Origin of the sequence: Bacillus sp. FSL R5-0523 (assembly GCF_037975295.1) — a bacterium.
GTDB lineage: Bacteria > Bacillota > Bacilli > Bacillales > Bacillaceae > Bacillus > Bacillus subtilis.
In genome coordinates this window covers 1,360,523-1,381,415 of record NZ_CP150251.1, presented here as the reverse complement: position 1 = coordinate 1,381,415, position 20,893 = coordinate 1,360,523, and the positions used below count along the sequence as shown (strand labels likewise).

Below are 20,893 nucleotides of genomic sequence, written 5' to 3'. Positions count from 1 at the left end.
AAAACCATCTGCATTTGGCAGATGGTTTTTTCTATTAGAAAGCGGAAATCGGTTTCCGATGCTTCCCGTCCCCTTCTATTATTATTTCGGCTATTCCATTTTCATCAAATTCCACAAGGCTCAATGATGTATCATGTATGTAAGCAGAATTCCATATGTCATTAACGTGTCTTCCCTTTATGATATTTAACAGCATTAATATAAAGACAGAATGGGTAACCAAGAGAACATTACCGGAAGAATGGCTGTCTAAAATCGTTTGGAGAGCCAGCCTTACCCGGTTTTCAAAGTCAAAAAACGTTTCACTTCCCTGCTGGCGATAAGCTTCGGGATAATGAAAATAAGCGTGAAAAAGATCTGGTTCGTCCCTTTCAATATCCTCTTGTTTTTTCCCTTCCCATGAGCCCAGTGACATTTCTCTGAACATATGATCTATCACCAGCGGGAGCCTGCGAGACCCTAGTGCGGTTTTTGCTGTCTCTTCTGTCCGCTTGCTCGGGCTGATGTATACCTGATTCAATTCAATATCCTTCAGACGCTCCCCAAGAGCACGGGCATTGTACAGCCCAAGTTCTGTTAAATCAGAATCCATCCAGCCCTGCATCCGTTTTTCTACGTTCCATTGGGTCTGTCCGTGTCTGGCAATATATAAATGCAGCATGATTACCCCTCCTCTTTTCTCCTCTTATCTTAGCAAATCCCCCAAAAACTTTGTTTATTTTACACTTTTTTGAGAATGTTCTTTGCCCTTTTTTCGGCTATACTAATAACACTCTATTGACAGGAGGGATTGGGATGAATCATGAAACGTTCTTAAAACGGGCTGTCACTCTCGCATGTGAAGGAGTGAATGCAGGAATCGGCGGGCCTTTTGGAGCCGTTATCGTGAAAGACGGAGCCATTATTGCCGAGGGACAGAACAACGTCACAACAAGCAATGATCCGACTGCCCACGCGGAAGTCACTGCTATTCGGAAAGCCTGTAAGGTGCTAGGAGCATACCAGCTTGATGACTGCATTTTGTATACGAGCTGTGAACCATGCCCAATGTGCTTGGGCGCCATCTACTGGGCCCGGCCTAAAGCCGTTTTCTATGCAGCTGAGCACACAGACGCTGCCAAAGCCGGGTTTGATGATTCATTCATTTATAAAGAAATTGATAAACCTGCTGAAGAAAGAACGATCCCCTTTTATCAAGTGACACTAACAAAGCATTTATCCCCGTTTCAAGCATGGCGAAACTTCGCCAATAAGAAAGAATATTAAAAGGATCAGGCATGCGCGGCCTGGTCCTTGTTATTTCTCCAAGTAGCGCTATGCCCTGTACAAATACTAAACAGCAATCATGCGCGCCGGAATTCAGCTTGGCAGACACCGAGCCAGTCGCCCCCCCTTCATCTGTAACTTTTGCAGGCTTTAAACGCTGTGATCGCTTCTCTGACGTTTTATCAATTTCTGTGCCCACTCCTACCCCGTTCCGCGTCAATTCATAATGGATATAAGTCTGAATCCATTTATAAGACATGTTTCAGACCTCGAAAAGATCACACCCGCTCCGACACCAAAAAACATCCTGAGAACACTCAGGATGCCGGTCATTATTTTAATTCTAGTTTTACATCAACATTTCCTCTGGTTGCCTTTGAGTAAGGACAGAATTCATGAGCGGCGTTGACAAGCTCTTGTGCCTTTTCCCGGTCTAAATCTTTCGTGTTCACAACAAGTGTGACACCGATTTTAAACCCGCCGTCGCTCTCATCCTTCATGAGGCTGACCTGCCCTTCAATCTCCGAATCAATTTCGATATTCTGCTCTTTGGCTACGTGTTCGAGCGCGCCGCCGAAGCATGCAGCATACCCTGCCGCAAAGAGCTGTTCAGGATTTGTGCCGGTTTGTCCTTCTTTTTTGGCATTTGGCATGACAATATCAAAATCAAGAACACCGTCATCTGATGTAATATGTCCTGCCCGTCCGCCTCGCGCGGTTACTTTTGCTGTAAATAGTGCCATATTTCCCAACCTCCTTATTTGTATCTAGTTGTTATATTTCCCTTTCTGATCTTTTTAAACATGCTAAGTTTGCCGAGAATAGGAAAAGTGAGGTTTTTCAGATACAATAGAATCGAATGACAAAAAAGAGTTGGTGAACAAAATGGAAAATAAATTTGATCATATGAAATTGGAGAATCAGCTTTGTTTTTTGCTATATGCGAGTTCGCGGGAAATGACAAAGCAATACAAGCCGCTGCTTGATAAGCTGAATATAACATACCCTCAATATTTGGCTTTGCTCTTGTTATGGGAACATGAAACGCTTACTGTCAAAAAAATGGGCGAACAGCTGTATTTAGATTCAGGAACGCTCACTCCGATGCTTAAACGAATGGAACAACAGGGTTTGATTACGAGAAAAAGATCTGAAGAGGATGAGCGGTCCGTGTTGATCAGCCTGACAGAGGACGGAGCGTTATTAAAAGAAAAAGCGGTTGACATTCCAGAGACAATTCTGGGGCTCTCAAAGCAGTCTGGGGAGGATCTCAAACAGTTAAAATCCGCTCTATATACATTGCTGGAAACACTTCATCAAAAAAATTGAGGATGCCTTGTACAGGCATCCTCTTTTTATTTATTCAGCAACTTCAAGTGTCACATCAATATTTCCGGAGGTTGCTTTTGAGTACGGGCAGACGCCGTGCGCTTTTTTCACAAGCGCCTCCAATTCTGATGCACTGACTCCTTCTCCTTTTACTTGCAGCGTCACACCCAGCTTATAGCCCTGGTCCGCTTCATCCTTTAACAGGCTAACATTCGCTGTAACCTCTGTCTCTACTTTTACCCGTTCTGTTCTTGCGACAAGCTGCAGGGCGCTGTCAAAGCAAGCTGCATAACCTGCTGCAAACAGCTGCTCTGGATTTGTCGCTTTTTCTAATTTCTTGGCTCTCGGTGTCCCCGGCATTGCGACATCAAGCTCAAGAACGCGGTCTGATGAAATGACCTTTCCTTCTCTTCCTCCTACCGCTGAAACAGTTGCTGTAAATAATGGCTGACTCATTTTTCATTCCCCCAATATATTTTATACAATTAAATTGTACACAATTAAATTTGAGATGTCAATTTTTTGCGTATAAAAAAGCTTATCTCTTAATGAGATAAGCTTTTTCATTGAACATTGCCCCGCTATTCACGGATTTGCCCAGTTCCTTTAATGATGTATTTTGTAGAAGTCAGTGCAGGAAGCCCCATCGGTCCTCTTGCATGAAGCTTTTGCGTGCTGATGCCGATTTCGGCTCCGTAGCCGAATTCAAAGCCGTCGGTAAAGCGGGTTGACGCGTTATGATAGACCGCGGCAGCATCGACAGCCGTTTGAAAATATGCCGCGTTTTTGTCATTTTCAGTTAAAATTGCTTCTGAATGATTGGTGCCGTATTGTTGGATATGCTTCACAGCTTCTTGGACGTTTTCAACCGTCTTTACACTGAGGACAGGCGCTAAAAATTCGGTTTCCCAATCTTCTTTTGATGCTTGTTTGCTTGAAGGATGAAGTTCACACACCAATTCATCACCCCGAATTTCAACTCCCGCGTTTTCCAGCTGGCCCAGCAATTCTTTCCCGTGCTGTCTTGCCCAAGCCTTGTGAATCAGCAATGATTCAATCGCGTTGCATACGGAAGGGCGTTGCGTTTTGGCATTTACGACAACCTTTTCTGCCATTTGCGGTTTGGCTGTTTCGTCAATGAATATGTGGCAGTTTCCTGCTCCCGTTTCTAATACAGGAACTGTTGATTCTCTCACAACGAGATCAATCAGTTTCTTGCCTCCGCGCGGAATCAATACGTCTAAGCCATCATTTAACGTAAAGAGCTCTTTTGCTGTCTCTCTGGTCGTATCCTCAATCAGCTGCACAGCGTGAATCGGAAGCGCTGATTGCTCAAGTGCTCTGTGAATGACACTGACGAGCGCTTTGTTGCTATGGATGGCTGAGGAGCTTCCCCGCAGCACAACCGCGTTCCCTGTCTTCAGGCAAAGGGTAGCCGCATCAACTGTGACGTTTGGCCTCGCCTCATAAATCATTCCTACGACACCGAGCGGCACACGGATTTTTTCAATAAACAGGCCGTTTTCTTTTTCAATCGTTTCAAGAGAGTCGCCGATTGGGTCCGCTAAGTCGATTAAGAGCTCCACCGCGTCCGCGATATCGCGTATCCGTTTCTCATCCAATGTGAGACGGTCAATGATGTCCGGTGTTAAACCATTCTCTTTTCCTTTTTCAACGTCTTTTGCATTCTCCGCCAAGAGAAAATCAAGTTCTTTGCGGAGTCCGTTTGCAATGAGGCTGAGCGCCTCATCCTTCTCGGCTGTTGTTTTCATGATCATTTCGGCTGCTGCTTCTTTCGCCAGCTTCGCTTTTACAGAAACTTCACTCATTTTTCCGCCTCCTAGTCGTTTACATTGACCCAGTCATTCCTATGAATAACCTCAAACGTTTTCTCAAAATCAAGTTCGTCACTGCGTTTGCCTTTGGCCCTCATAATCTCCTCAGAGGAGTAATGGGTTTGACCTTTGCCGATCACGCCGCCCGGTCCCCTGACTTCCACGACCGCCCCTTTCGGAAAGCTTCCGTTCACACCCACAACGCCAGCGGGCAAAAGGCTGCTTCCATTATGGATCATCGCCTCCTCGGCACCCGCATCAATGATAATTTCTCCCGATATCGGCGAGTGGAACTGAATCCACTGCCTTGTGTTGTTAACCGAAGATAGTTCTTTGTCTCCGATATAAGTGCCGTCTCCCCTGCCGTCCAAAATGTCCGCAAGTTTTTGCTCTCCGCTGCCAGTTCCAATGAATACTTTCACTCCCAGAGACAGCGCGGTTTGTGCGGCTAACAGCTTTGATTTCATTCCGCCTGTGCCGACCTTTGATCCAGCTGAACCTGCATATCCAAGCAATTCAGGCGTGATCTCTGGCAAATAATCAAATCGTTTCGCCTTAGGATTTTCATTTGGATTGGCATCATACAGTCCGTTAATGTCGGTGAGAATCATGAGCTGGTCCGCGTGAATCAATCCGCTGACTAACGCAGAAAGCATATCATTATCTCCGAATGTCAATTCTTCAACAGACGTAGAATCGTTCTCGTTGATAATCGGAATGACGCCGCGTTCCAATAATTCCATTATCGTAGCATACGCGTTTCGGTACCGTTCTCTTTTCGAAAAATCATTTCTCGTTAAAAGGATTTGTCCCGGAGTTAATGAGTATTGTTTAAATTGATTCATATATTGCTGCATTAACAGTGTTTGTCCGACCGCGGCCGCCGCCTGTTTTCCTTTGATGGTAACGGGACGGGATGGATAACCGAGGCTGGAAAACCCCGCCGCTACGGCACCCGAGGTAATCAGAATCATTTCATGCCCCGCTTTTTTTAACACGGAAATCGCCTGAACATGCTCTCTGATTTTTGCCTCATCAATGCTTCCTTTGCTATTCGTGAGCGAACTGCTTCCTATTTTCACTACTATTCTTTGTTTTTTCATTTATTCTCCTCCGCGGCTCTTCTACAATAAAAAAACCCATTTCATCCTGATTCATAAGGACGAAATGGGTTTCCGTGGTACCACCTTGATTGAACGCGCTTGTGCACGCTCCGCTCTCCTGTAACGCCAGGTTATGCGCCTAGGTTTTCCCCCTAGGACTCCAAGGCAGGTTCGGCAGGTTTCATGCGGCAAAATGTTTCAGCGATTCATTTTGCTCTCTGTCACAGAAAGGTCTGCTTACTAATCCTCTTCAACGCTCAATGATTTTTTTATATTATGCAAAGAAAAAAGACACTTGTCAAGGTTTTTTGTCATCAAAAATAGCCCGCATTGCGCGGGCCTCTTGCAGTCTAGTTAAAGACGATTGTTTTATTTTCATGAACGATGACACGGTCTTCCAAATGCCATTTCACAGCACGGGCAAGCACGCTGCGTTCAATTGTTCTTCCGATGTTTTTCAGCGCTTCCGCATTATCGCGGTGGTCCACACGCTCAATATCCTGTTCAATGATCGGCCCTTCATCAAGATCGTTTGTCACATAATGAGATGTCGCACCGATCAGTTTCACGCCGCGCTCGTAGGCCCGTTTGTACGGATTCGCACCGATAAAAGCTGGCAGGAATGAATGGTGGATATTGATGATGCGATTCGGATGAGCCGAAACAAAATCAGGAGTTAGAATCTGCATATAGCGTGCGAGAACGATGACATCAACATCGTACTGCTCCAGCAGTTCAAGCTGCTTCTTTTCGACTTCCGCTCTGATGTCTTTGTTCGCTTTCATATAGTGGAATGGAATGTTCAGGCGCTCAACCAGCTCTCTCGCTTCCTCATGGTTACTGATGACAACAGCGATCTCCGCCATCAGGTTGCCGGTTTGCCATTCCCAAATCAGCTCATGCAGGCAATGAAGCTCCTTTGAAACAAAAATGGCGACACGCTTCAATTCACTTGCCAAAGTTAAGCCCCATGTCATGTCGAATTTTTCCGCTACAGAGGCAAACGCCGCCTGAAGAGATGCTTTTTTCTCACGAATGCCCGCGCAGTCGAATTCGATTCTCAGGAAGAACCGGCCGCCTTCAGGGTCTGTCGTATATTGATTTGATTCTATAATATTGGCACCGTGTTCAAATAAAAACGCGGAAACCGCAGAGACAATACCCGGCTGATCGGGGCAGCTGACCAAGAGCCGCCCTTTATCCTCATTTCCGTCACGGTATTCGTCCAACCGCTGAGTCATATATGATTTCATGAATAATCCCTCTTATCTTTGTAAGTCTAAACTATTTATCCATTATACTGAAGATTTGATAAAAATCAATTTATGACAGAATTTTTAAACCAACCGCTGAGCATAAAATCAACGCGATAAAGAAGATCCGTTTGGCGTCTTTCTGTTCCTTGTAAAAAAGGATGCCGACAAGCGCCCCGCCGGCGGTGCCAATTCCTGTCCAGACCGCGTAAGCCGTTCCCATCGGAATGGTTTCCATTGCGTACGACAGCAAGGAAAATGAAGCGGCAAAACCAACAATGATCAACAGCACCCATTTCACGCTTTTTTCTTTCGCGTATTGATTCATAAGGGCCACGCCGGCCATTTCTAAACAGCCCGCGCACAGTAAACTGATCCAGTGCAGCATTATGCCTCGCCTCCTTTTTCCTCTGTCTCATCCTGTGTCACAAGCTTTAATCCGATTACACCGATTAAGAGCACGCCTATTAACAATAGCTTCGGCCATCCAACCGGTTCATGAAACAGAACGATTTCACTAAGTACTGTTCCCGCTGTGCCGAGCCCGGTAAAGACGGCATACACGGTACCAACAGGCAGACTGTGAGTCGCTTTTATTAGAAGATAAAAGCTGAATATGATGCCGATGGCAGTGCCGCTCCACGTTAAGGCTGAGTCAGCGTGCTTTAAGCCTATCACCCAGACAACCTCGAAAACAGCGGCAAGCACGACCAATCCCCATTTCATTTTGAGTCATTCCTTTCTATCTATTAAGATTTTCCGAAAACAAAAAAACCCCGGACAGTCGTCTCACATGAGATTGACTCTCCCGGGCTTTTTTCCCTCCGTGTGCATACGCGCTTCTATTTACGCGTATGTGTTTTCTCTCGGACCAGTCCATGTCAATTGACATGCGGAACCCTAGAAAACTTTACATGATATCATGATACTAAACTCAGCTCTATCTTTCAATTGTAAGATTTTCTTTCATATACCGCGATCGGTTTATTCCATTTTCTGATCGTTTTGCTGTAATGCATGCCGATTTTCTCCGCTACCCGTATGGACGCTTTGTTACCCGGATCAATCAAAGCCGCCATTTTGCCGAACTGCCGCTCGTTAAAGCCATAGTCCAGACAGGCCCGAGCCGCTTCTTGCGCATAGCCGTTCCCCCAGTGGCGGCGGGCAAACATATAGCCAATTTCCATTACGGTTTGATTTTCGATCTGCTGGGGAACGATGCCGCATTGCCCCAAAAACTCCCCTGTCCGCTTATCTTCGGCGATCCACAGACTAACGCCGTACCCTTTTTCATTTCGTTGGTTCCAATTGACCCACTCGCGGGTTTGCCTCTTATCTTTTAAACCGGAATAATATGTCATGACGTCAGGATCATTAAAAAGCAGCCCAAACAAAGTGGCTTGATCCCGATCTTCCATACAGCGCAAACGAATTCGATCGGTCACAAGCTTCGTTTTAGCATTCATACTTCGCCACATCCTGCTTCCATTCTTTTTTGAGAGCTTCAATATGTGCCTGATGATAGCGATTATGATCTGCCATATGCCAAATTCCCCATCGTATCGTCGCGGTGTCACCTTCAAAAGAAAGCGGCTGATTCAAATCATTTTCAGTTAAAGTGAAGCATACCGATTTCAACTCCTCTACTACATGCTGATGTCTTTTCAGGAGTTCATCTAAGTCTGGCTGATTCACCGGTTCAGGCAGCCGTCCGCTTTCATCTGTCATCGGGCCGTATGCCTGTTCAATATGGTCCGGTATCCGATTTTCCTTGATACGCCAGACCCATCTGATATCAACATTTGCGATATGGTGCAAAAGCTGAGCCGTGCTGTTTTTTGTTTGGCAGCGCCCCTTATAGTAAAGTTCACTGTGTGTCATATGGCTTACGATGGAAGCCAGACGGAGACTGTTTTCTTCCACTGCGGAATACAGCAAACTGACCGTTGGCGCCATGTCGTTTCTTATGGATAAGTCCTTCATGTTCAGTTCCCCTCCTAACTAGGTACATTTGACACCAAACAAAAATTCCCTTTAAAAAAGAAAAAAGCTCTCATAACAAGAGAGAGCCATCTTAATTGTTATTTCCCGGTTTATATAAGTAAGGATCATGCTGCGGTTCATTAGCGGTATTTAAATCAAGGGATATATCACCGCGTGCATTCATCGTGCCAAGGGTAATCGAAGACAGCAGTTTGGGGCTGTACCCTTTTTCCTCAAGCTTCTCAAACAGCCAAGATCGGTTTTTTTGGAGATATTTCAAATTATGATCAAGGATTTCGCCATCCAGTATGAGCGGAATCGGGATAAAATTCCGTTCAGCTTCCATATTTAAATCCCGCACCTGCACCGCTCTCGCTTCCTCTTTCGGGATGACGCTTACTTCTCCCGTTTCTTCAATGATAGCAAGATCAATGTCAGCCGGGTCGGCATAGCCCTTTTCCCTCAGCTTTCCAAGCAGCTCATTAACAGTCAGCCTTTCTTTACGAAGGCCGCGTTCATCAATATCCCCGTTTCGGATTAGGACAGTCGGGCTCACGACCAGGAGCCATCGCCATTTATTAGATAAAGAGAGCTTGCTCATGATAAGATAAAGCACCAAAAAAGCACCCGCATAATAAATTGACATCGGCAGCTTGGATGTAAGGATCGGCTCACTGATAATGGTTCCGATTGCAAAGGTCAAAAGCAGATCAAAATTGTTCATTTGTGACACAGCTTTTTTACCGGCAAGCCGAAACAAAATATATGCAATCGAAAATACGATAACTGGCTTCAGTAAAAATACCCATACCATCCATAACACCGATCTTTACCTCCATCCGCTGGTCATATTGAGCCTATTGTGCCCCGTGGCAGGCCCGCTATGCATCAGTGTCTAAATAGGCGAACGTGCACATCGCCTGAACATAACATAATAGAAAGTGACACCGATTGGAGGCGCAATACGCAATATGAAAAATCAGAAGTCGAATACCCATTGGCCCTTTGATCTGCCATTGGCTCCCCAACCCGCGGGCTACCAGCAGCAAACAATCGACAGGCTGGCCGGTTTGGAGCTAAGGATGGAACAACTAATTAGAGCGATTGAGGTAAACAATGAATTACTGAGAACAATGCAAGAACAGCAAAACCGTGTATGCACAAACGGCGGCGGGTCAGTGATTGTCCGGATGTAGAATCCGGCGCTTGTCTGCCTTCTTATATCTCAATAAAAAACTCTTCTCTAAAAAGGAGAAGAGTTTCATGTATGTGTTCAAACGGACTGCGCCAAACTTAATTGCGGGCCGAATAGCTCGTAATGGATAGATTCCGGCGCTGATCCGAGCTCTGATACAAGCTTATGCATTGCCGTAATAAACGACGGTGAACCGCAAATATAGTAATCCGCATCTGTGTTGGCAATCAGTTCTTTGAGGAATTGCTGATCAATCTGTCCTTCATGAAAATGCAGATCACCTGCACGGTCTTCCTCTGTCGGCTCGCGATACACAAATGCTGTTTTAACAGCAGAATGTTTTGCTGCTTCTTCTACTTCATGGCGCAATGCATGATATTCACTGTTTTTCGCCGCATGAATGAACAGAATTTGCCGTTCAGGCTGTTTGGAAACAGATGTTTTAAGCATGCTGATCATTGGTGTAATGCCAACTCCGGCACTGATCAAAACGAGATCTTTTTGTGATGCATGATCTAAAACAAAGTCCCCTGCCGGTGCGCTGATCTCTATTGAATCTCCCTCCTGCAGCCCATCGTGTAAGTAGGAAGACACGACACCATCTTTTTTTACTGAAATTCGATAATAATCTTTTCCCGGCATATCAGACAGGCTGTACTGGCGGATATGCGTATATTCAGAATCAGGAATCCGAACTTTTAAGCTGATGTACTGCCCCGCTTGGAATTCAGGTAACGGCTTGCCGTCTTCCGATTTCAAATAGAAGGATGTAATTTCTTTGCTTTCCCGCTCTTTTTTTGCGATAACGAATGGCTTATACTCCTTCCAGCCGCCAGCTTGCTCTTCCGCCTGTTCATACATGTCTTTTTCAATTCCGATGAACGCGTCAGCAATGACTCCGTACGCTTTTTCCCATGCCTGCATAATGTCAGGGGTTGCAGCATCTCCCAATACATCTTTAATCGCAATCAGCAAATATTTACCGACGATTGGGTAGTGCTCAGGCTTAATTCCGATACTGCGGTGCTTGTGGCCGATTTGTTTGACAACCGGAATAATATTTCCTAACTGATCAATATTCGCCGCAGCTGCAATAACGGCATTTGCCAATGCAGTTCGCTGTGTTTTTTTCTTTTGGTTTGTTTGGTTAAAAATGTTCAAAAGCTCTGAATGGTCTTGAAACATTCGATCGTAAAAACGGCCAGTGATTGTTTCACCATGCTGTTGCAATACGGGTACAGTGCTTTTAATAATTTCGATTGTTTTGTTATCTAACATTGTATAAACAATCCTTTCAAAAAGATGTATTTAGAATATATCTTTAAAATACATGATCTCACGATTAAAAGATATATCTAAAATGAATCTTTTATAAAGTTGTCACAAAATTATCAATTTAACGTGACATTTGTTGCTTTTTTATAGAATTCCCTAGCAAAAACGGACTAACCATTGTAATAATCACCATTGAAAAGCACAAAAAAACCCAAAACAACTTATGTTTTGGGTTTAACGTTCACCAAGGCTTATCAGTTCCGAGCGCATTTGCAAGCGCTTGGCTGTGTTTCTTGCGGTTCTTTCGTTCATTAGCGCGCTGTACTGCTGTATTATGAAGCATGATTTCTTCTTCTGTTTCCGGTACAACCCTCGGTACAGGCACCGGCTTGCCATTTGAATCTAATGCGACAAATGTCAAAAAGGATGTGGCAGCGAGTTCCCGTTCGCCAGTCATCAAATGCTCCTTAATAACTTTCACAAATACTTCCATGGAAGATGTGCCGACCCATGTCACATATGACTCTAGGCAGACAGAATCCTTTTGCCCGATCGGCTTTAAAAAATCTACAGAATCCATTGAAGCTGTTACCGTTTCACGTCTGCAATGGCGCGCCGCTGAAATAGAGGCAATGTCGTCTATGTAGCTCATTAATTTTCCGCCAAACAGCGTATTATGGTTGTTCGTGTCAAGCGGGAACACCCTGCTGGTTTTCACAACCTTTGACTCTTTACAAAATTTTGTTTCCGGTGTTTCCATACCTTTCTCCCCTTTGATGTCTGATCTTTTAGCTAAATGCACTTATATTCTCCTATTAAACAATATTCTCTTCCATTTGTCTAAAATTTAAAATGGTTTAATGATTTTCATGATGAGGGAATAATAAATGTATTCTTCACACTTTAGGAGGAAAAACAAATGGACGTATCCATCCCGAAATTTCAGCACAAAACGGTATGTCGAACGGAATACGACACACTTCAGAAAGTGATTTTATGCAAACCTGAGCACATGACCATAAAAGATGTTATAAACGAAACACAAAAACATTTTGAAGATGACAATATTCATGTAAAAACCGCCAACGACCAGCACAGCCGTTTAGTGGAGGCACTTAGGTCACACAACGTTGAAGTCGTCCTTTTGCCCGTTCGCGACGGGCTCCCAGAGCAGGTTTTTACTAGGGATATAGGGTTTGTCATCGGAGAAAAAGCCTTCCTATCGAGCATGACTGAACCGATTCGCCAAGGAGAAGAAGCCGTTATAAAAGATTTTTTTCACAGCCAAGGTATCTCTTACACCCGCATGCTTGATACGAGTATTGAAGGCGGAGACGTCATTATCGATGATGACATTGTCTATGTCGGAATCAGCCAGCGCACCGACATTTCAGCTATCGGCCAGCTGGAAGAGGCACTTCCTGAATATACGATCGTTCCAGTGAAGCTTCATGAAAAATTTTTGCATTTGGACTGCGTATTTAACATTGTATCTGAAAGCGAAGCGTTAATTTATCCACAGGCCATTGAGCCAGATGCAGCCGATATGCTGGCAAAACGTTATGATCTTATTGAGGTGCCCGAGGACGAACAATTTACGCTCGGCACCAACGTCCTTTCACTCGGGAGAAAAACGATCATCAGCCTCCCTGGCAACCGACATGTCAATCAAGAGCTATCAAAAAGAGGCTATCACATTATCGAAATTGACCTGTCAGAAATTATTAAATCAGGCGGCTCCTTCAGGTGCTGTACAATGCCGCTGATTCGAGGCGAATGAAGAATCTTCCCCTTTTTCATGTTTTGAACAGCTTATTTTAGCAAGATACGTTAATATAGAGGTGACATCATTTTTAAGGGGGAAATCGCATGACAAAATACATAGGATATGTCGGAACATATACAAAAGGCGGAAGCGAAGGAATTTATTCATTTGAGATTGATACTGAGAAAAAAGCACTCAGCGAGCCAAAACTTGCCGCAAAGCTGGGCAACCCGACATATGTGGCGCCGAATAAAAACAACACCATCCTTTATTCCATCGAAAAAGCAGACGGCCAAGGCGGAGTTGCCGCCTATCAAATCGATAAAAACAGCGGCGAGTTGACATTTCTGAATCATCAGTTAATTGATGGCCCTTCACCATGCCACGTAAGCGTTGATGATCAAAATCAATTCGTCCTGACTGCCAATTATCACAGCGGGAAGGTACACGTTTTTCCGGTTCAGGAAGACGGCAGCTTGCAATCACCTGTTTCAGAGGCCGCTCACACAGGAAAAGGGCCGCACGAAAGACAAGAAAAACCGCATACACACTACGCGGGGTTCACACCTGAACACAATTATGTGGTAGCGGTTGATTTAGGTATAGATAAGCTCTACACCTATAAGCTGAAAGACGGCGTATTGACTGAATCCGGAAGCCATTCCTTCGCTCCCGGTGCAGGACCTCGCCATATCGCTTTTCATCCGAAAGAAAAATACGCTTATGTCATGACAGAATTAAGCAATGAAGTGATTGCGCTTGAATACAACCCGACAGCCGGCGAATTTAGAGAAATCCAAGTCGTTTCTGCCATCCCTGATGATTTTACAGATAACAGCCAGGGAAGCGCAATTCATGTCACGCAGGACGGACGTTTTGTTTATGTCGCAAACCGCGGCCATGACAGTATCGCCGTATTTGAAGTGAATCAATATTCAGGAGAGCTGGCTTTCGTAGAAAGAGTGTCGACAGAAGGAAACTGGCCTCGTGACTTTGTATTTGACCCAACGGAAGGGTTCCTCGTTGCTTCAAATGAAGAAACAGGCAACCTTGTCTTGTTTGAAAGAGACAAAGAAACCGGCCGATTGACACTCCTCCCATCAACGGTTTCTGTCCCTTACCCGGTTTGTGTAAAGTTTTTACATCAAATATAAACAAATAGAGTGGCTCTAGTAAAAAGGAGCCACTCTTTTTATTTATCTCACTTTTTCCTTCGTTTCAGCATTTCGATACAAATGGCAAGCGACAAAACGGCCGGGTTCGATTTCTTGAAGCTGGGGACGAGATTCTCCACATTCAGGCATCGCCTCAGGACAGCGGGTCCGAAACACGCAGCCGCTTGGCGGATTGACCGGGCTCGGCAGCTCTCCTTTTAAGAGAATACGCTCACGCTTGTCCTCCAATTCAGGATCTGGAATTGGAATCGAGGACAAAAGCGCCTTTGTATAGGGATGGAGCGGTTCACGATACAAGGTGCCGCTCTCTGTAATTTCCATCATGTGCCCTAAGTACATAACACCGATCCTGTCACTGATATGCTTCACCATCGAAAGATCATGGGCAATGAATAAAAACGTTAGCCCTTTCTCTTTTTGAAGCCGCTTCAGCAGGTTGACCACCTGTGCTTGAACAGAGACATCAAGTGCAGAAATCGGTTCGTCTGCCACGATAAATTCAGGATTCAGTGACAGTGCTCTGGCAATCCCGATCCTCTGTCTTTGCCCGCCGCTGAATTCATGGGGATAACGGCTGCTAAAATCAGGATGAAGCCCAACTGCCTCAAGCAGCTCGTCCACGACGAGAAGCCGCGCTTTATGGGTATTGTAGAGATTGTGAATCTCCATCGGCTCCAAAATAATTTCTCGAACGGTCATGCGCGGGTTAAGTGAAGCATAAGGGTCCTGAAAAATCATCTGCAGTTTGCGGTTGAAGGCAAACTGCTCTTTTTCACTTAGTGCATGAAGATTTGTGCCGCGGTATGTCACGCTTCCTTCTGTCGGCTGATAAAGGCGCATCAGCACTCTCCCCAAGGTTGATTTCCCGCACCCTGATTCCCCGACTAGCCCGAACGTTTCTCCTTCACGAATCTGAAAGGTGACCCCGTCGACGGCTTTGACTGTCCGCTTTTTCCCTGCGTCAAAATGCATTTTTAGTTGGCTGACCTCTAACAAAGGCAGTGGCGTCATTTGTCTCCCTCCTTATTCTGAAAAACAGCGGCGCACCGCACAAAGTTCTTTTTCATAGATTGTCTCTTTTAATGTAAGGATTTCGATTGATTTTCCTGTCTTTGGAGAATGAAGCATTTTCCCGCCGCCTACATACAGACCGACGTGATGAATCGCTCCTTTTCCTTCCTCATAAGCAAAAAACAGCAGGTCACCAGTCTTCATATCATCAAGCGGGACACCCTCCCCCGCCTTAGCCTGATCTCCCGCATCACGGGGGATGCTGTATCCATTCGCCTTAAATATACTGTACATAAATCCGGAGCAATCAAACCCAAACCCGCTGATCCCTCCCCATAGGTAGGGAAGGCCGAGAAAAAAAGCTCCCGTTTGAATGATGTCTTCAGCAGTCCCTTTCTGTTCGCGGACAGGCACTGCATCACTTTGCTTCACAAACCTTTCCCCAAAAACAGTCGAAACCTTAAAATATCCGTTTTCTTCTGCAATGAAGGGGAGAACCGTCAAAAAGCTTAATTCGATCTCCTTTTCCCCATTGCTTCTGTACAAAAAGGCAGCAGGTTTGCTGATCATCACATCGTGTTGTGAATGGATGGGCATAGATTTTTCCAGCTGGTTCTTTCTCATCCAGCCCGGGTATCCGCGCGGATCCTTTCGGGATGGCTGGCTAGGCACGATCACAGAAACCCATTCCCCTTGTTCCGCTGTCACAAGTACCTTTTCGCCAAAGAGAACCTGAGTTTGGATTACATTGTCTGTACATAATCCAAGCCGTTCATCATACGTCATGCGCTCCAGCCAGTCTCTGATCATTACAGTCGGTTGAAGCATGAATTGATCAGACGGACGCGGTGAATCAGGCGCTGTCCAGATGTTGGCCACTGCTGATATGACAGTGTGCATCATTGCTCTTTTTCCCCTTTCAAAAGCGCAGCCCCGGTGATTCCGAGGCCCGGTTTGCCAGGCATCGAAATCGTGCTGCCGCTATATGTTATGCCGCCTTTGAATACATCTGTTTTCAGCATCAGCGGCGCGTCAAAATCAAAGCGTGTGATGTTTCTCTTGCTTGCCGCAAAATGCGCCGCGGCCGTAATGCCCAGCTTCGTTTCGATCATGCTGCCGACCATACACTCCACCCCGCAGGCCTCTGCCATGGCATTAATTTTCTCTGCTCCGCTGATGCCGCCCGCTTTCATCAATTTAATATTGATCAAGTCTGCGCTCCGGGTTTGCAGAACTTCGAATGCCTGCCGCGGTGTAAAAACACTTTCATCAGCCATAATCGGCGTATCTGTTGCATCTGTCACCTTTTTAAGCCCAGCGAGATCATCTTTATGGACAGGCTGCTCGACAAGCTCAATGCCTAGACCCGCATCCTCCATTTTCCGAATGGCAGTTACCGCTTCCTTCGGCCTCCACCCCTGATTAGCGTCTAAACGCAGTTTCACAGCTGATCCGACACGTTTTCTGATTTCCTGGATACGGGCGATATCTGTTGCAATATCATCTTTTCCGACCTTTATTTTCAGCGTTTGAAAGCCTTGTTTGAGATAATTCTCGGCATCAGCTGCCATCTCTTCAGGTGAGTTGACACTGACGGTATAATCTGTTTCCAGCGTATCTCGATATCCGCCAAGCATTTGATAAAGCGGCAGCCCGCACATCTGCGCCCAGCCGTCGTATAGCGCCATTTCTACAGCAGCCTTCGCGCTCATATTTCCTGTAAGAAGATGCTGGATGTCGTGCAGTATGGCCTCACAGCCGGACAGGCTTTTTCCAAGCAATGCCGGTTTTAAAACATTGTGAATGGCACTTTCAATGCTATCCATGCTGTCTCCTGTAATCACTAACGTCGGGGGTGCTTCTCCCCATCCGACTGCACCGCTGTCATAAGTAATCCTTACTATGACTGATTCAGCCGTATACACAGTGCGAAGCGCGGTTTTAAACGGCTTTGTCAGCGGGACAGCGATTCGGCTTGTTTCGATTCGAATGATTTTCATGTCTTCAGCGCCCCTTCTGAAACGCCTGCCTCTATTACGACTGTTTTTTCTGCTGTATTCATAGCAGCTTTCGCACCGATCGGAACGGCAATACTTGGCGAGCAGTGGCCGATTTTAAATCCTCTCAGAGCAGGCCTGCCCGCAGAAATAATATAGTCTTCCAGCACCTGCTCAAGCGAGAGAGACTTCTCTCGCTTCACCGGGACACAATTGTGAAAATCACAAACTAGAATTCCTGCCGCGTCCGTCAGCTTCCCCGCCATTTTCAGCTGATTCAGCATTCGGTCGATTTGATAAGGCTCCTCGTCAATATCTTCAATAAACAGAAGCTTTCCTCTCGTATCAATTTCAAATGGCGTGCCCAGTGTAGACGTCAGCAAAGACAGATTTCCCCCGACAAGCTCGCCTTCCGCTTTTCCAGGAACAAGCGTGGTCAGCGGAGAAAGCTCTTCTGTATAGGTGAATTCCGTCTCCTGGAAGAGCTGCTTATATGACGCTTTTGTCAGCGGGTGAACGTCGTCAAGGCCAATATCCGAGCTGAGCATTGGGCCATGGAAGGTGACAAGACCTGTGTTTTGATGAATGGCAGTATGTAAAAACGTAATATCGCTGTATCCCCAAAAGATTTTAGGGTGTTTGCGGATCAAACTGAAATCAATGCCCGCGGCGATACGTCCTGTCCCAAAACCCCCGCATGCGCACAACACTGCTTTTACCTCCTCGTCTCTGAACATCTCATGGAGATCCGCCAGCCGCTCATCATCCTGTCCCGCTAAATAGCCGTGCTGGTTTTTCAGCGCCTTGCCCAACTTCACCTGAAGACCGAGCTCTTCTAAAAATAAAAGCGCGGTGTCAAGCTTTTTTGGATCCGGCGGACTTGCGGGCGCGATCACTCCGACTGTATCACCCTTTTTCAGCGCTTTCGGCTTGTAATTCAACGAAAACACTCCTTTCATTTGCTCTGCACCCTACGTATACGTGCAAGAAAGAGAAAAAATACCGCTCCTTCGCATAAAGAAGCAGTATTTCCTCAATCACCGCCATCAGTTTTTATCTGCCCATTTTAAATCGATATAGCCGACAGGGTGACGGACAATTCCTTTTACTTGTTCATTTTGCAGGTGAACCTGATTATAAAAATAAACCGGAATGATCGGCGCTTCATTGATGAGCAGCTCTTCAGCTTGATGCATAAGAGAGAACCGTGTTTTTTCATCGGCTTCATTTTTCGCCTGTTTGATCAGCTGATCGTATTCTTTATTGGCCCAGCCTGTGCGGTTCATCGAATTACCCGTTTGAAAGGCTTCCAGAAAACTGATAGGGTCTGCATAATCAGGCAAAAATGAGCTTTGAGAGAATTGGAATTTCAGCGCTTTTTGATCCTCTAAAAATACGTTCCATTCCATATTGGCCAGCTTTACATCGACTCCAAGGCTATTTTTCAATTTTTGCTGAATAGCTTCGGCAATCTTTTTATGCTCCGGCTTTGTGCTGTAAGTAAGCGTGATCGCAGGAAGCTTATTATAGTTTTCTTCCTTCATGCCCTTTTCGAGCAGCTGCTTCGCTTTGCTTTCGTTAGGCTTGATCAAGTCTCCGCCTGCTTCACGGAAATCTTTGCCGTCAGGCTGCGTAAACCCAGGCGATACAAAGGCGCGCGCCAGTTTTTCATTATTTTTCGTGACGTACTTTACAATTTCCTCTTGATCCACAGCCATCGCAAAGGCTTTTCTGATGTTTTCATTTTGGAACGGCTCCATGTTGACATTAAATCGATAGAAATAGAGACCCGCCTGGTCAACAATATTGACGTTATCCTGATCCATCAGCTGGTCGCTTAACTCTGCAGGGACATAAGCGGTATCAAGTTCCCCTGATTGAAACATCTGGTAATCTGTATTTCTGTCACTGACCATCGCCCATTTCACCTTATCAAGCTTCACTGTATCTTTATCCCAATACGTGTCGCTTTTCTCCATTGTGATGCTGTCATCATGCTTCCATTCCGTCAGCTTAAACGGGCCGTTTCCGACAAATGTATCCGCCTCAGCAAACCACTTCGGATTGTCTTTATCGACCTTTTCATTTACCGGAAAATACGCAGGATTGGACACAACGCTCAGAAAATATTTTTGCGGTGCTTCCAGTGTAACTTCAAGGGTTCGATCATCCTTTGCCGTCACCTTCACATCGTCTTTTTTCCCTTTCCCGCTGTTATATGCTTCGCCGCCTTCAATAAAATAACCTAGGAATGCCGATGAAGCGCCTTTTTTCGGATCAAGCATCCGCTTCCACGCGTATTCGAAGTCTCCAGCTGTTACAGGATCTCCGTTTGTCCATTTCGCATTTTCCCGAATCGTAAATGTGTAGGTTTTTTTATCTTTCGAAACAGACCACTTCTCCGCCATTGCCGGCTCAGGCTCATGATCTTTGCCAAGACGCGTAAGCCCCTCCATGATGTTATTTAACGGCTGCCATGACACATTATTAAAGCCGATCGGCGGATCGAATGAAGTCGGTTCATTTTCATTATTTACATACAGCACCTTTTCTCCGCTGGTTTTTGCCTTATCATGACTGCCTTCTTTTCCGGCCTGTTCATTTGCTGTGCATCCCATCAGCGTAAATGAAAGTCCTAATGCAAGACCCATGCCCCATAGCTTTTTCACTCGTTTCATCCTCTTCCCCCTTTTCATGTTCAATCCTTCGCATCTCCTGACAGCATCGCATGCTCTGCTCGTTGATCCTGCAGCCAGCAGTTGACGGTGTGCGAGTCAGATCTGATCGTCTGGCCCGGGTACACCCTGTCACACACAACCATCCTGTTCGGACACCGAGCGGCAAACGGGCAGCCCGGCGGAGGCGAAAATAAATCCGGCGGCGTTCCGTCAATCGGGGTCAGCTCAGCGCCATCTAAATCCAGCCGCGGGACAGAAGCCAGCAGTCCTTTTGTATAAGGGTGCTGCGGCTGATAAAAAATATCTTTTCTCGTGCCGATTTCCGCCATTTTCCCGGCATACATGACTGCGACTCTGTCAGCTACCTGGGCAACGACCCCTAAATCATGTGTAATCAGGATGACAGACACATTCGTTTTTCTCTGAATCTCTTTAAACAGCTCTAAAATCTGTGCCTGAATGGTTACATCCAGGGCGGTGGTCGGTTCATCCGCAATTAAGATATCAGGCTCGCAAATCAGCGCCATCGCAATGACAATCCGCTGTCTCATACCGCCGCTGAATTGGTGGGGATATTGCTTTAGGCGCTCTTCGGGATCTGGAATACCAACCAATGACAGCATGGAAAGCACCTCTTTCCGTGCCGCTTTTTTGCTCATTTTTTTGTGGCGCAATAGCGCTTCCCCCAGCTGGTCGCCGACAGTCAGCGTAGGGTTTAACGCCGTCATCGGGTCTTGAAAAATCATAGAAATGTCGGCTCCCCTGATACCTCTCATTTCTTTGTCAGAGAGACGGCAAAGGTCTTTGTTTTTAAATAGAATGCTGCCGTCTGTCACCTTCGCCGAATAAGGCGGAAGCAGGCCCATGATGCTTTGGGAAGTAACGCTTTTGCCGCAGCCGGATTCGCCGACGATCGCAAAGGTTTCTCCTTGATACAAATCAAAGCTTACCCCTCTGACCGCCTGAACCGTCCCGCCGTAAGTCGTAAAAGACACGTGCAGATTTTGGACTGACAGAACTTTTTCCAT

The 20,893-nt window shown here is 45.8% G+C and carries 24 protein-coding genes and 1 riboswitch; of the genes, 5 read left to right on the top strand and 19 right to left on the bottom strand.

The window, feature by feature from the left end; genetic code table 11:
- Nucleotides 1–34 precede the first annotated feature (34 nt).
- The gene (locus tag NYE53_RS07200) at nt 35–661 is read right to left on the bottom strand and encodes a histidine phosphatase family protein (protein WP_339247952.1); all 627 of its coding nucleotides are present in this window, start codon (nt 659–661) and stop codon (nt 35–37) included.
- A gap of 134 nt (nt 662–795) precedes the next feature.
- On the opposite strand from NYE53_RS07200, the gene guaD reads away from it, so the two are divergent.
- Nucleotides 796–1,266, top strand: coding sequence for a guanine deaminase (gene guaD / locus NYE53_RS07195; RefSeq protein ID WP_251187019.1), 471 nt, complete (start codon nt 796–798; stop codon nt 1,264–1,266).
- 332 nt (nt 1,267–1,598) lie between these two features.
- Here the strand turns inward: guaD and NYE53_RS07190 are convergent, their stop codons facing one another.
- Nucleotides 1,599–2,009 carry an organic hydroperoxide resistance protein gene (locus NYE53_RS07190; protein ID WP_003232570.1) on the bottom strand — a complete coding sequence of 137 codons (411 nt, stop codon included), beginning with the start codon at nt 2,007–2,009 and terminating at the stop codon, nt 1,599–1,601.
- A gap of 142 nt (nt 2,010–2,151) precedes the next feature.
- Here NYE53_RS07190 and ohrR point away from each other — a divergent pair, with 142 nt between their 5' ends.
- Nucleotides 2,152–2,595: an organic hydroperoxide resistance transcriptional regulator OhrR gene (gene ohrR / locus NYE53_RS07185; protein ID WP_014476587.1), complete on the top strand. Its 444-nt coding sequence runs from the start codon at nt 2,152–2,154 to the stop codon at nt 2,593–2,595.
- A 30-nt stretch (nt 2,596–2,625) separates the two neighbouring features.
- Here the strand turns inward: ohrR and NYE53_RS07180 are convergent, their stop codons facing one another.
- From NYE53_RS07180 to NYE53_RS07140, 9 genes are all read right to left on the bottom strand, one after another.
- The gene (locus tag NYE53_RS07180; protein ID WP_003232574.1) at nt 2,626–3,051 is read right to left on the bottom strand and encodes an organic hydroperoxide resistance protein; all 426 of its coding nucleotides are present in this window, start codon (nt 3,049–3,051) and stop codon (nt 2,626–2,628) included.
- 125 nt (nt 3,052–3,176) lie between these two features.
- A complete protein-coding gene (gene proA / locus NYE53_RS07175) occupies nt 3,177–4,424 on the bottom strand; it encodes a glutamate-5-semialdehyde dehydrogenase (protein WP_327829182.1) in 1,248 nt (415 codons plus the stop codon).
- Between the two features lie 11 nt (nt 4,425–4,435).
- Nucleotides 4,436–5,533, bottom strand: a complete 1,098-nt coding sequence (proB, locus tag NYE53_RS07170) for a glutamate 5-kinase (protein WP_339247949.1) — start codon at nt 5,531–5,533, stop codon at nt 4,436–4,438.
- Between the two features lie 350 nt (nt 5,534–5,883).
- Complete coding sequence (gene purU / locus NYE53_RS07165) at nt 5,884–6,786, bottom strand: formyltetrahydrofolate deformylase (RefSeq protein WP_014476584.1); 903 nt, start codon at nt 6,784–6,786, stop codon at nt 5,884–5,886.
- A 70-nt stretch (nt 6,787–6,856) separates the two neighbouring features.
- The gene (gene ykkD, locus NYE53_RS07160) at nt 6,857–7,174 is read right to left on the bottom strand and encodes a multidrug efflux SMR transporter subunit YkkD (protein ID WP_014476583.1); all 318 of its coding nucleotides are present in this window, start codon (nt 7,172–7,174) and stop codon (nt 6,857–6,859) included.
- Nucleotides 7,174–7,512: a multidrug efflux SMR transporter subunit YkkC gene (gene ykkC, locus NYE53_RS07155; protein ID WP_015383469.1), complete on the bottom strand. Its 339-nt coding sequence runs from the start codon at nt 7,510–7,512 to the stop codon at nt 7,174–7,176. Before ykkC ends, ykkD begins: the two co-directional genes overlap by 1 nt.
- Before the next feature lie 77 nt (nt 7,513–7,589).
- Nucleotides 7,590–7,701: riboswitch (guanidine-I (ykkC/yxkD leader) on the bottom strand.
- Nucleotides 7,702–7,733: 32 nt separating this feature from the next.
- A complete protein-coding gene (locus tag NYE53_RS07150) occupies nt 7,734–8,252 on the bottom strand; it encodes a GNAT family N-acetyltransferase (protein WP_003244793.1) in 519 nt (172 codons plus the stop codon).
- Nucleotides 8,242–8,769 carry a DinB family protein gene (locus NYE53_RS07145; RefSeq protein ID WP_327829180.1) on the bottom strand — a complete coding sequence of 176 codons (528 nt, stop codon included), beginning with the start codon at nt 8,767–8,769 and terminating at the stop codon, nt 8,242–8,244. Before NYE53_RS07145 ends, NYE53_RS07150 begins: the two co-directional genes overlap by 11 nt.
- A 91-nt stretch (nt 8,770–8,860) precedes the next feature.
- The gene (locus NYE53_RS07140) at nt 8,861–9,592 is read right to left on the bottom strand and encodes a DUF421 domain-containing protein (protein ID WP_015715759.1); all 732 of its coding nucleotides are present in this window, start codon (nt 9,590–9,592) and stop codon (nt 8,861–8,863) included.
- Between the two features lie 148 nt (nt 9,593–9,740).
- Here NYE53_RS07140 and NYE53_RS07135 point away from each other — a divergent pair, with 148 nt between their 5' ends.
- Entirely contained in the window at nt 9,741–9,965 is a 225-nt protein-coding gene (locus NYE53_RS07135) for a hypothetical protein (RefSeq protein WP_032725555.1), read from the top strand.
- Between the two features lie 77 nt (nt 9,966–10,042).
- Here NYE53_RS07135 and hmpA read toward each other — a convergent pair whose 3' ends face one another.
- Both hmpA and NYE53_RS07125 read right to left on the bottom strand, forming a co-directional pair.
- The gene (gene hmpA / locus NYE53_RS07130; protein WP_339248506.1) at nt 10,043–11,254 is read right to left on the bottom strand and encodes an NO-inducible flavohemoprotein; all 1,212 of its coding nucleotides are present in this window, start codon (nt 11,252–11,254) and stop codon (nt 10,043–10,045) included.
- A gap of 226 nt (nt 11,255–11,480) precedes the next feature.
- A complete protein-coding gene (locus NYE53_RS07125; protein WP_032732170.1) occupies nt 11,481–11,999 on the bottom strand; it encodes an acyl-CoA thioesterase in 519 nt (172 codons plus the stop codon).
- A 159-nt stretch (nt 12,000–12,158) separates the two neighbouring features.
- Here NYE53_RS07125 and NYE53_RS07120 point away from each other — a divergent pair, with 159 nt between their 5' ends.
- Together NYE53_RS07120 and pgl are read left to right on the top strand one after the other, a co-directional pair.
- Entirely contained in the window at nt 12,159–13,019 is an 861-nt protein-coding gene (locus tag NYE53_RS07120) for a dimethylarginine dimethylaminohydrolase family protein (RefSeq protein ID WP_251187012.1), read from the top strand.
- An 89-nt stretch (nt 13,020–13,108) separates the two neighbouring features.
- Complete coding sequence (pgl, locus tag NYE53_RS07115) at nt 13,109–14,158, top strand: 6-phosphogluconolactonase (protein WP_339247943.1); 1,050 nt, start codon at nt 13,109–13,111, stop codon at nt 14,156–14,158.
- A 42-nt stretch (nt 14,159–14,200) separates the two neighbouring features.
- On the opposite strand, the gene NYE53_RS07110 is transcribed toward pgl, so the two are convergent.
- The 6 genes from NYE53_RS07110 to dppD all read right to left on the bottom strand — a co-directional run bounded on the left by NYE53_RS07110 (nt 14,201) and on the right by dppD (nt 20,893).
- On the bottom strand, nt 14,201–15,190 hold the full coding sequence (locus NYE53_RS07110; RefSeq protein WP_160221527.1) for an oligopeptide/dipeptide ABC transporter ATP-binding protein: 990 nt from the start codon (nt 15,188–15,190) through the stop codon (nt 14,201–14,203).
- 12 nt (nt 15,191–15,202) lie between these two features.
- Nucleotides 15,203–16,093 carry a gamma-D-glutamyl-L-lysine dipeptidyl-peptidase gene (eepC, locus tag NYE53_RS07105; RefSeq protein WP_339247940.1) on the bottom strand — a complete coding sequence of 297 codons (891 nt, stop codon included), beginning with the start codon at nt 16,091–16,093 and terminating at the stop codon, nt 15,203–15,205.
- Nucleotides 16,090–17,190 (bottom strand): L-Ala-D/L-Glu epimerase, encoded by a 1,101-nt coding sequence (gene ykfB, locus NYE53_RS07100; RefSeq protein WP_339176381.1) that lies wholly within the window; start codon nt 17,188–17,190, stop codon nt 16,090–16,092. Before ykfB ends, eepC begins: the two co-directional genes overlap by 4 nt.
- Nucleotides 17,187–18,146: an LD-carboxypeptidase gene (locus NYE53_RS07095; protein ID WP_049139772.1), complete on the bottom strand. Its 960-nt coding sequence runs from the start codon at nt 18,144–18,146 to the stop codon at nt 17,187–17,189. The genes ykfB and NYE53_RS07095 overlap by 4 nt, the downstream gene beginning before the upstream one ends.
- Nucleotides 18,147–18,233: 87 nt before the next feature.
- On the bottom strand, nt 18,234–19,883 hold the full coding sequence (gene dppE, locus NYE53_RS07090; RefSeq protein WP_339248504.1) for a dipeptide ABC transporter substrate-binding protein DppE: 1,650 nt from the start codon (nt 19,881–19,883) through the stop codon (nt 18,234–18,236).
- Between the two features lie 2 nt (nt 19,884–19,885).
- A complete protein-coding gene (dppD, locus tag NYE53_RS07085; RefSeq protein ID WP_339247938.1) occupies nt 19,886–20,893 on the bottom strand; it encodes a dipeptide ABC transporter ATP-binding subunit DppD in 1,008 nt (335 codons plus the stop codon).

Excerpts from the sequence above, each read along its gene's own strand:
- ykfB (WP_339176381.1), bottom strand. The coding sequence starts at position 17,190 with ATGAAAATCATTCGAATCGAAACAAGCCGAATCGCTGTCCCGCTGACA.
- ohrR (WP_014476587.1), top strand. The coding sequence starts at position 2,152 with ATGGAAAATAAATTTGATCATATGAAATTGGAGAATCAGCTTTGTTTT.
- NYE53_RS07150 (WP_003244793.1), bottom strand. The coding sequence starts at position 8,252 with ATGAATGCTAAAACGAAGCTTGTGACCGATCGAATTCGTTTGCGCTGT.
- dppD (WP_339247938.1), bottom strand. The coding sequence starts at position 20,893 with ATGGAAAAAGTTCTGTCAGTCCAAAATCTGCACGTGTCTTTTACGACT.
- dppE (WP_339248504.1), bottom strand. The coding sequence starts at position 19,883 with ATGAAAAGGGGGAAGAGGATGAAACGAGTGAAAAAGCTATGGGGCATG.
- ykkD (WP_014476583.1), bottom strand. The coding sequence starts at position 7,174 with ATGCTGCACTGGATCAGTTTACTGTGCGCGGGCTGTTTAGAAATGGCC.
- guaD (WP_251187019.1), top strand. The coding sequence starts at position 796 with ATGAATCATGAAACGTTCTTAAAACGGGCTGTCACTCTCGCATGTGAA.
- NYE53_RS07190 (WP_003232570.1), bottom strand. The coding sequence starts at position 2,009 with ATGGCACTATTTACAGCAAAAGTAACCGCGCGAGGCGGACGGGCAGGA.
- NYE53_RS07180 (WP_003232574.1), bottom strand. The coding sequence starts at position 3,051 with ATGAGTCAGCCATTATTTACAGCAACTGTTTCAGCGGTAGGAGGAAGA.
- proB (WP_339247949.1), bottom strand. The coding sequence starts at position 5,533 with ATGAAAAAACAAAGAATAGTAGTGAAAATAGGAAGCAGTTCGCTCACG.
- NYE53_RS07110 (WP_160221527.1), bottom strand. The coding sequence starts at position 15,190 with ATGACGCCACTGCCTTTGTTAGAGGTCAGCCAACTAAAAATGCATTTT.
- purU (WP_014476584.1), bottom strand. The coding sequence starts at position 6,786 with ATGAAATCATATATGACTCAGCGGTTGGACGAATACCGTGACGGAAAT.
- NYE53_RS07125 (WP_032732170.1), bottom strand. The coding sequence starts at position 11,999 with ATGGAAACACCGGAAACAAAATTTTGTAAAGAGTCAAAGGTTGTGAAA.
- NYE53_RS07145 (WP_327829180.1), bottom strand. The coding sequence starts at position 8,769 with ATGAAGGACTTATCCATAAGAAACGACATGGCGCCAACGGTCAGTTTG.
- eepC (WP_339247940.1), bottom strand. The coding sequence starts at position 16,093 with ATGATGCACACTGTCATATCAGCAGTGGCCAACATCTGGACAGCGCCT.
- NYE53_RS07135 (WP_032725555.1), top strand. The coding sequence starts at position 9,741 with ATGAAAAATCAGAAGTCGAATACCCATTGGCCCTTTGATCTGCCATTG.
- proA (WP_327829182.1), bottom strand. The coding sequence starts at position 4,424 with ATGAGTGAAGTTTCTGTAAAAGCGAAGCTGGCGAAAGAAGCAGCAGCC.
- NYE53_RS07200 (WP_339247952.1), bottom strand. The coding sequence starts at position 661 with ATGCTGCATTTATATATTGCCAGACACGGACAGACCCAATGGAACGTA.
- NYE53_RS07095 (WP_049139772.1), bottom strand. The coding sequence starts at position 18,146 with ATGAAAGGAGTGTTTTCGTTGAATTACAAGCCGAAAGCGCTGAAAAAG.
- ykkC (WP_015383469.1), bottom strand. The coding sequence starts at position 7,512 with ATGAAATGGGGATTGGTCGTGCTTGCCGCTGTTTTCGAGGTTGTCTGG.
- NYE53_RS07120 (WP_251187012.1), top strand. The coding sequence starts at position 12,159 with ATGGACGTATCCATCCCGAAATTTCAGCACAAAACGGTATGTCGAACG.
- pgl (WP_339247943.1), top strand. The coding sequence starts at position 13,109 with ATGACAAAATACATAGGATATGTCGGAACATATACAAAAGGCGGAAGC.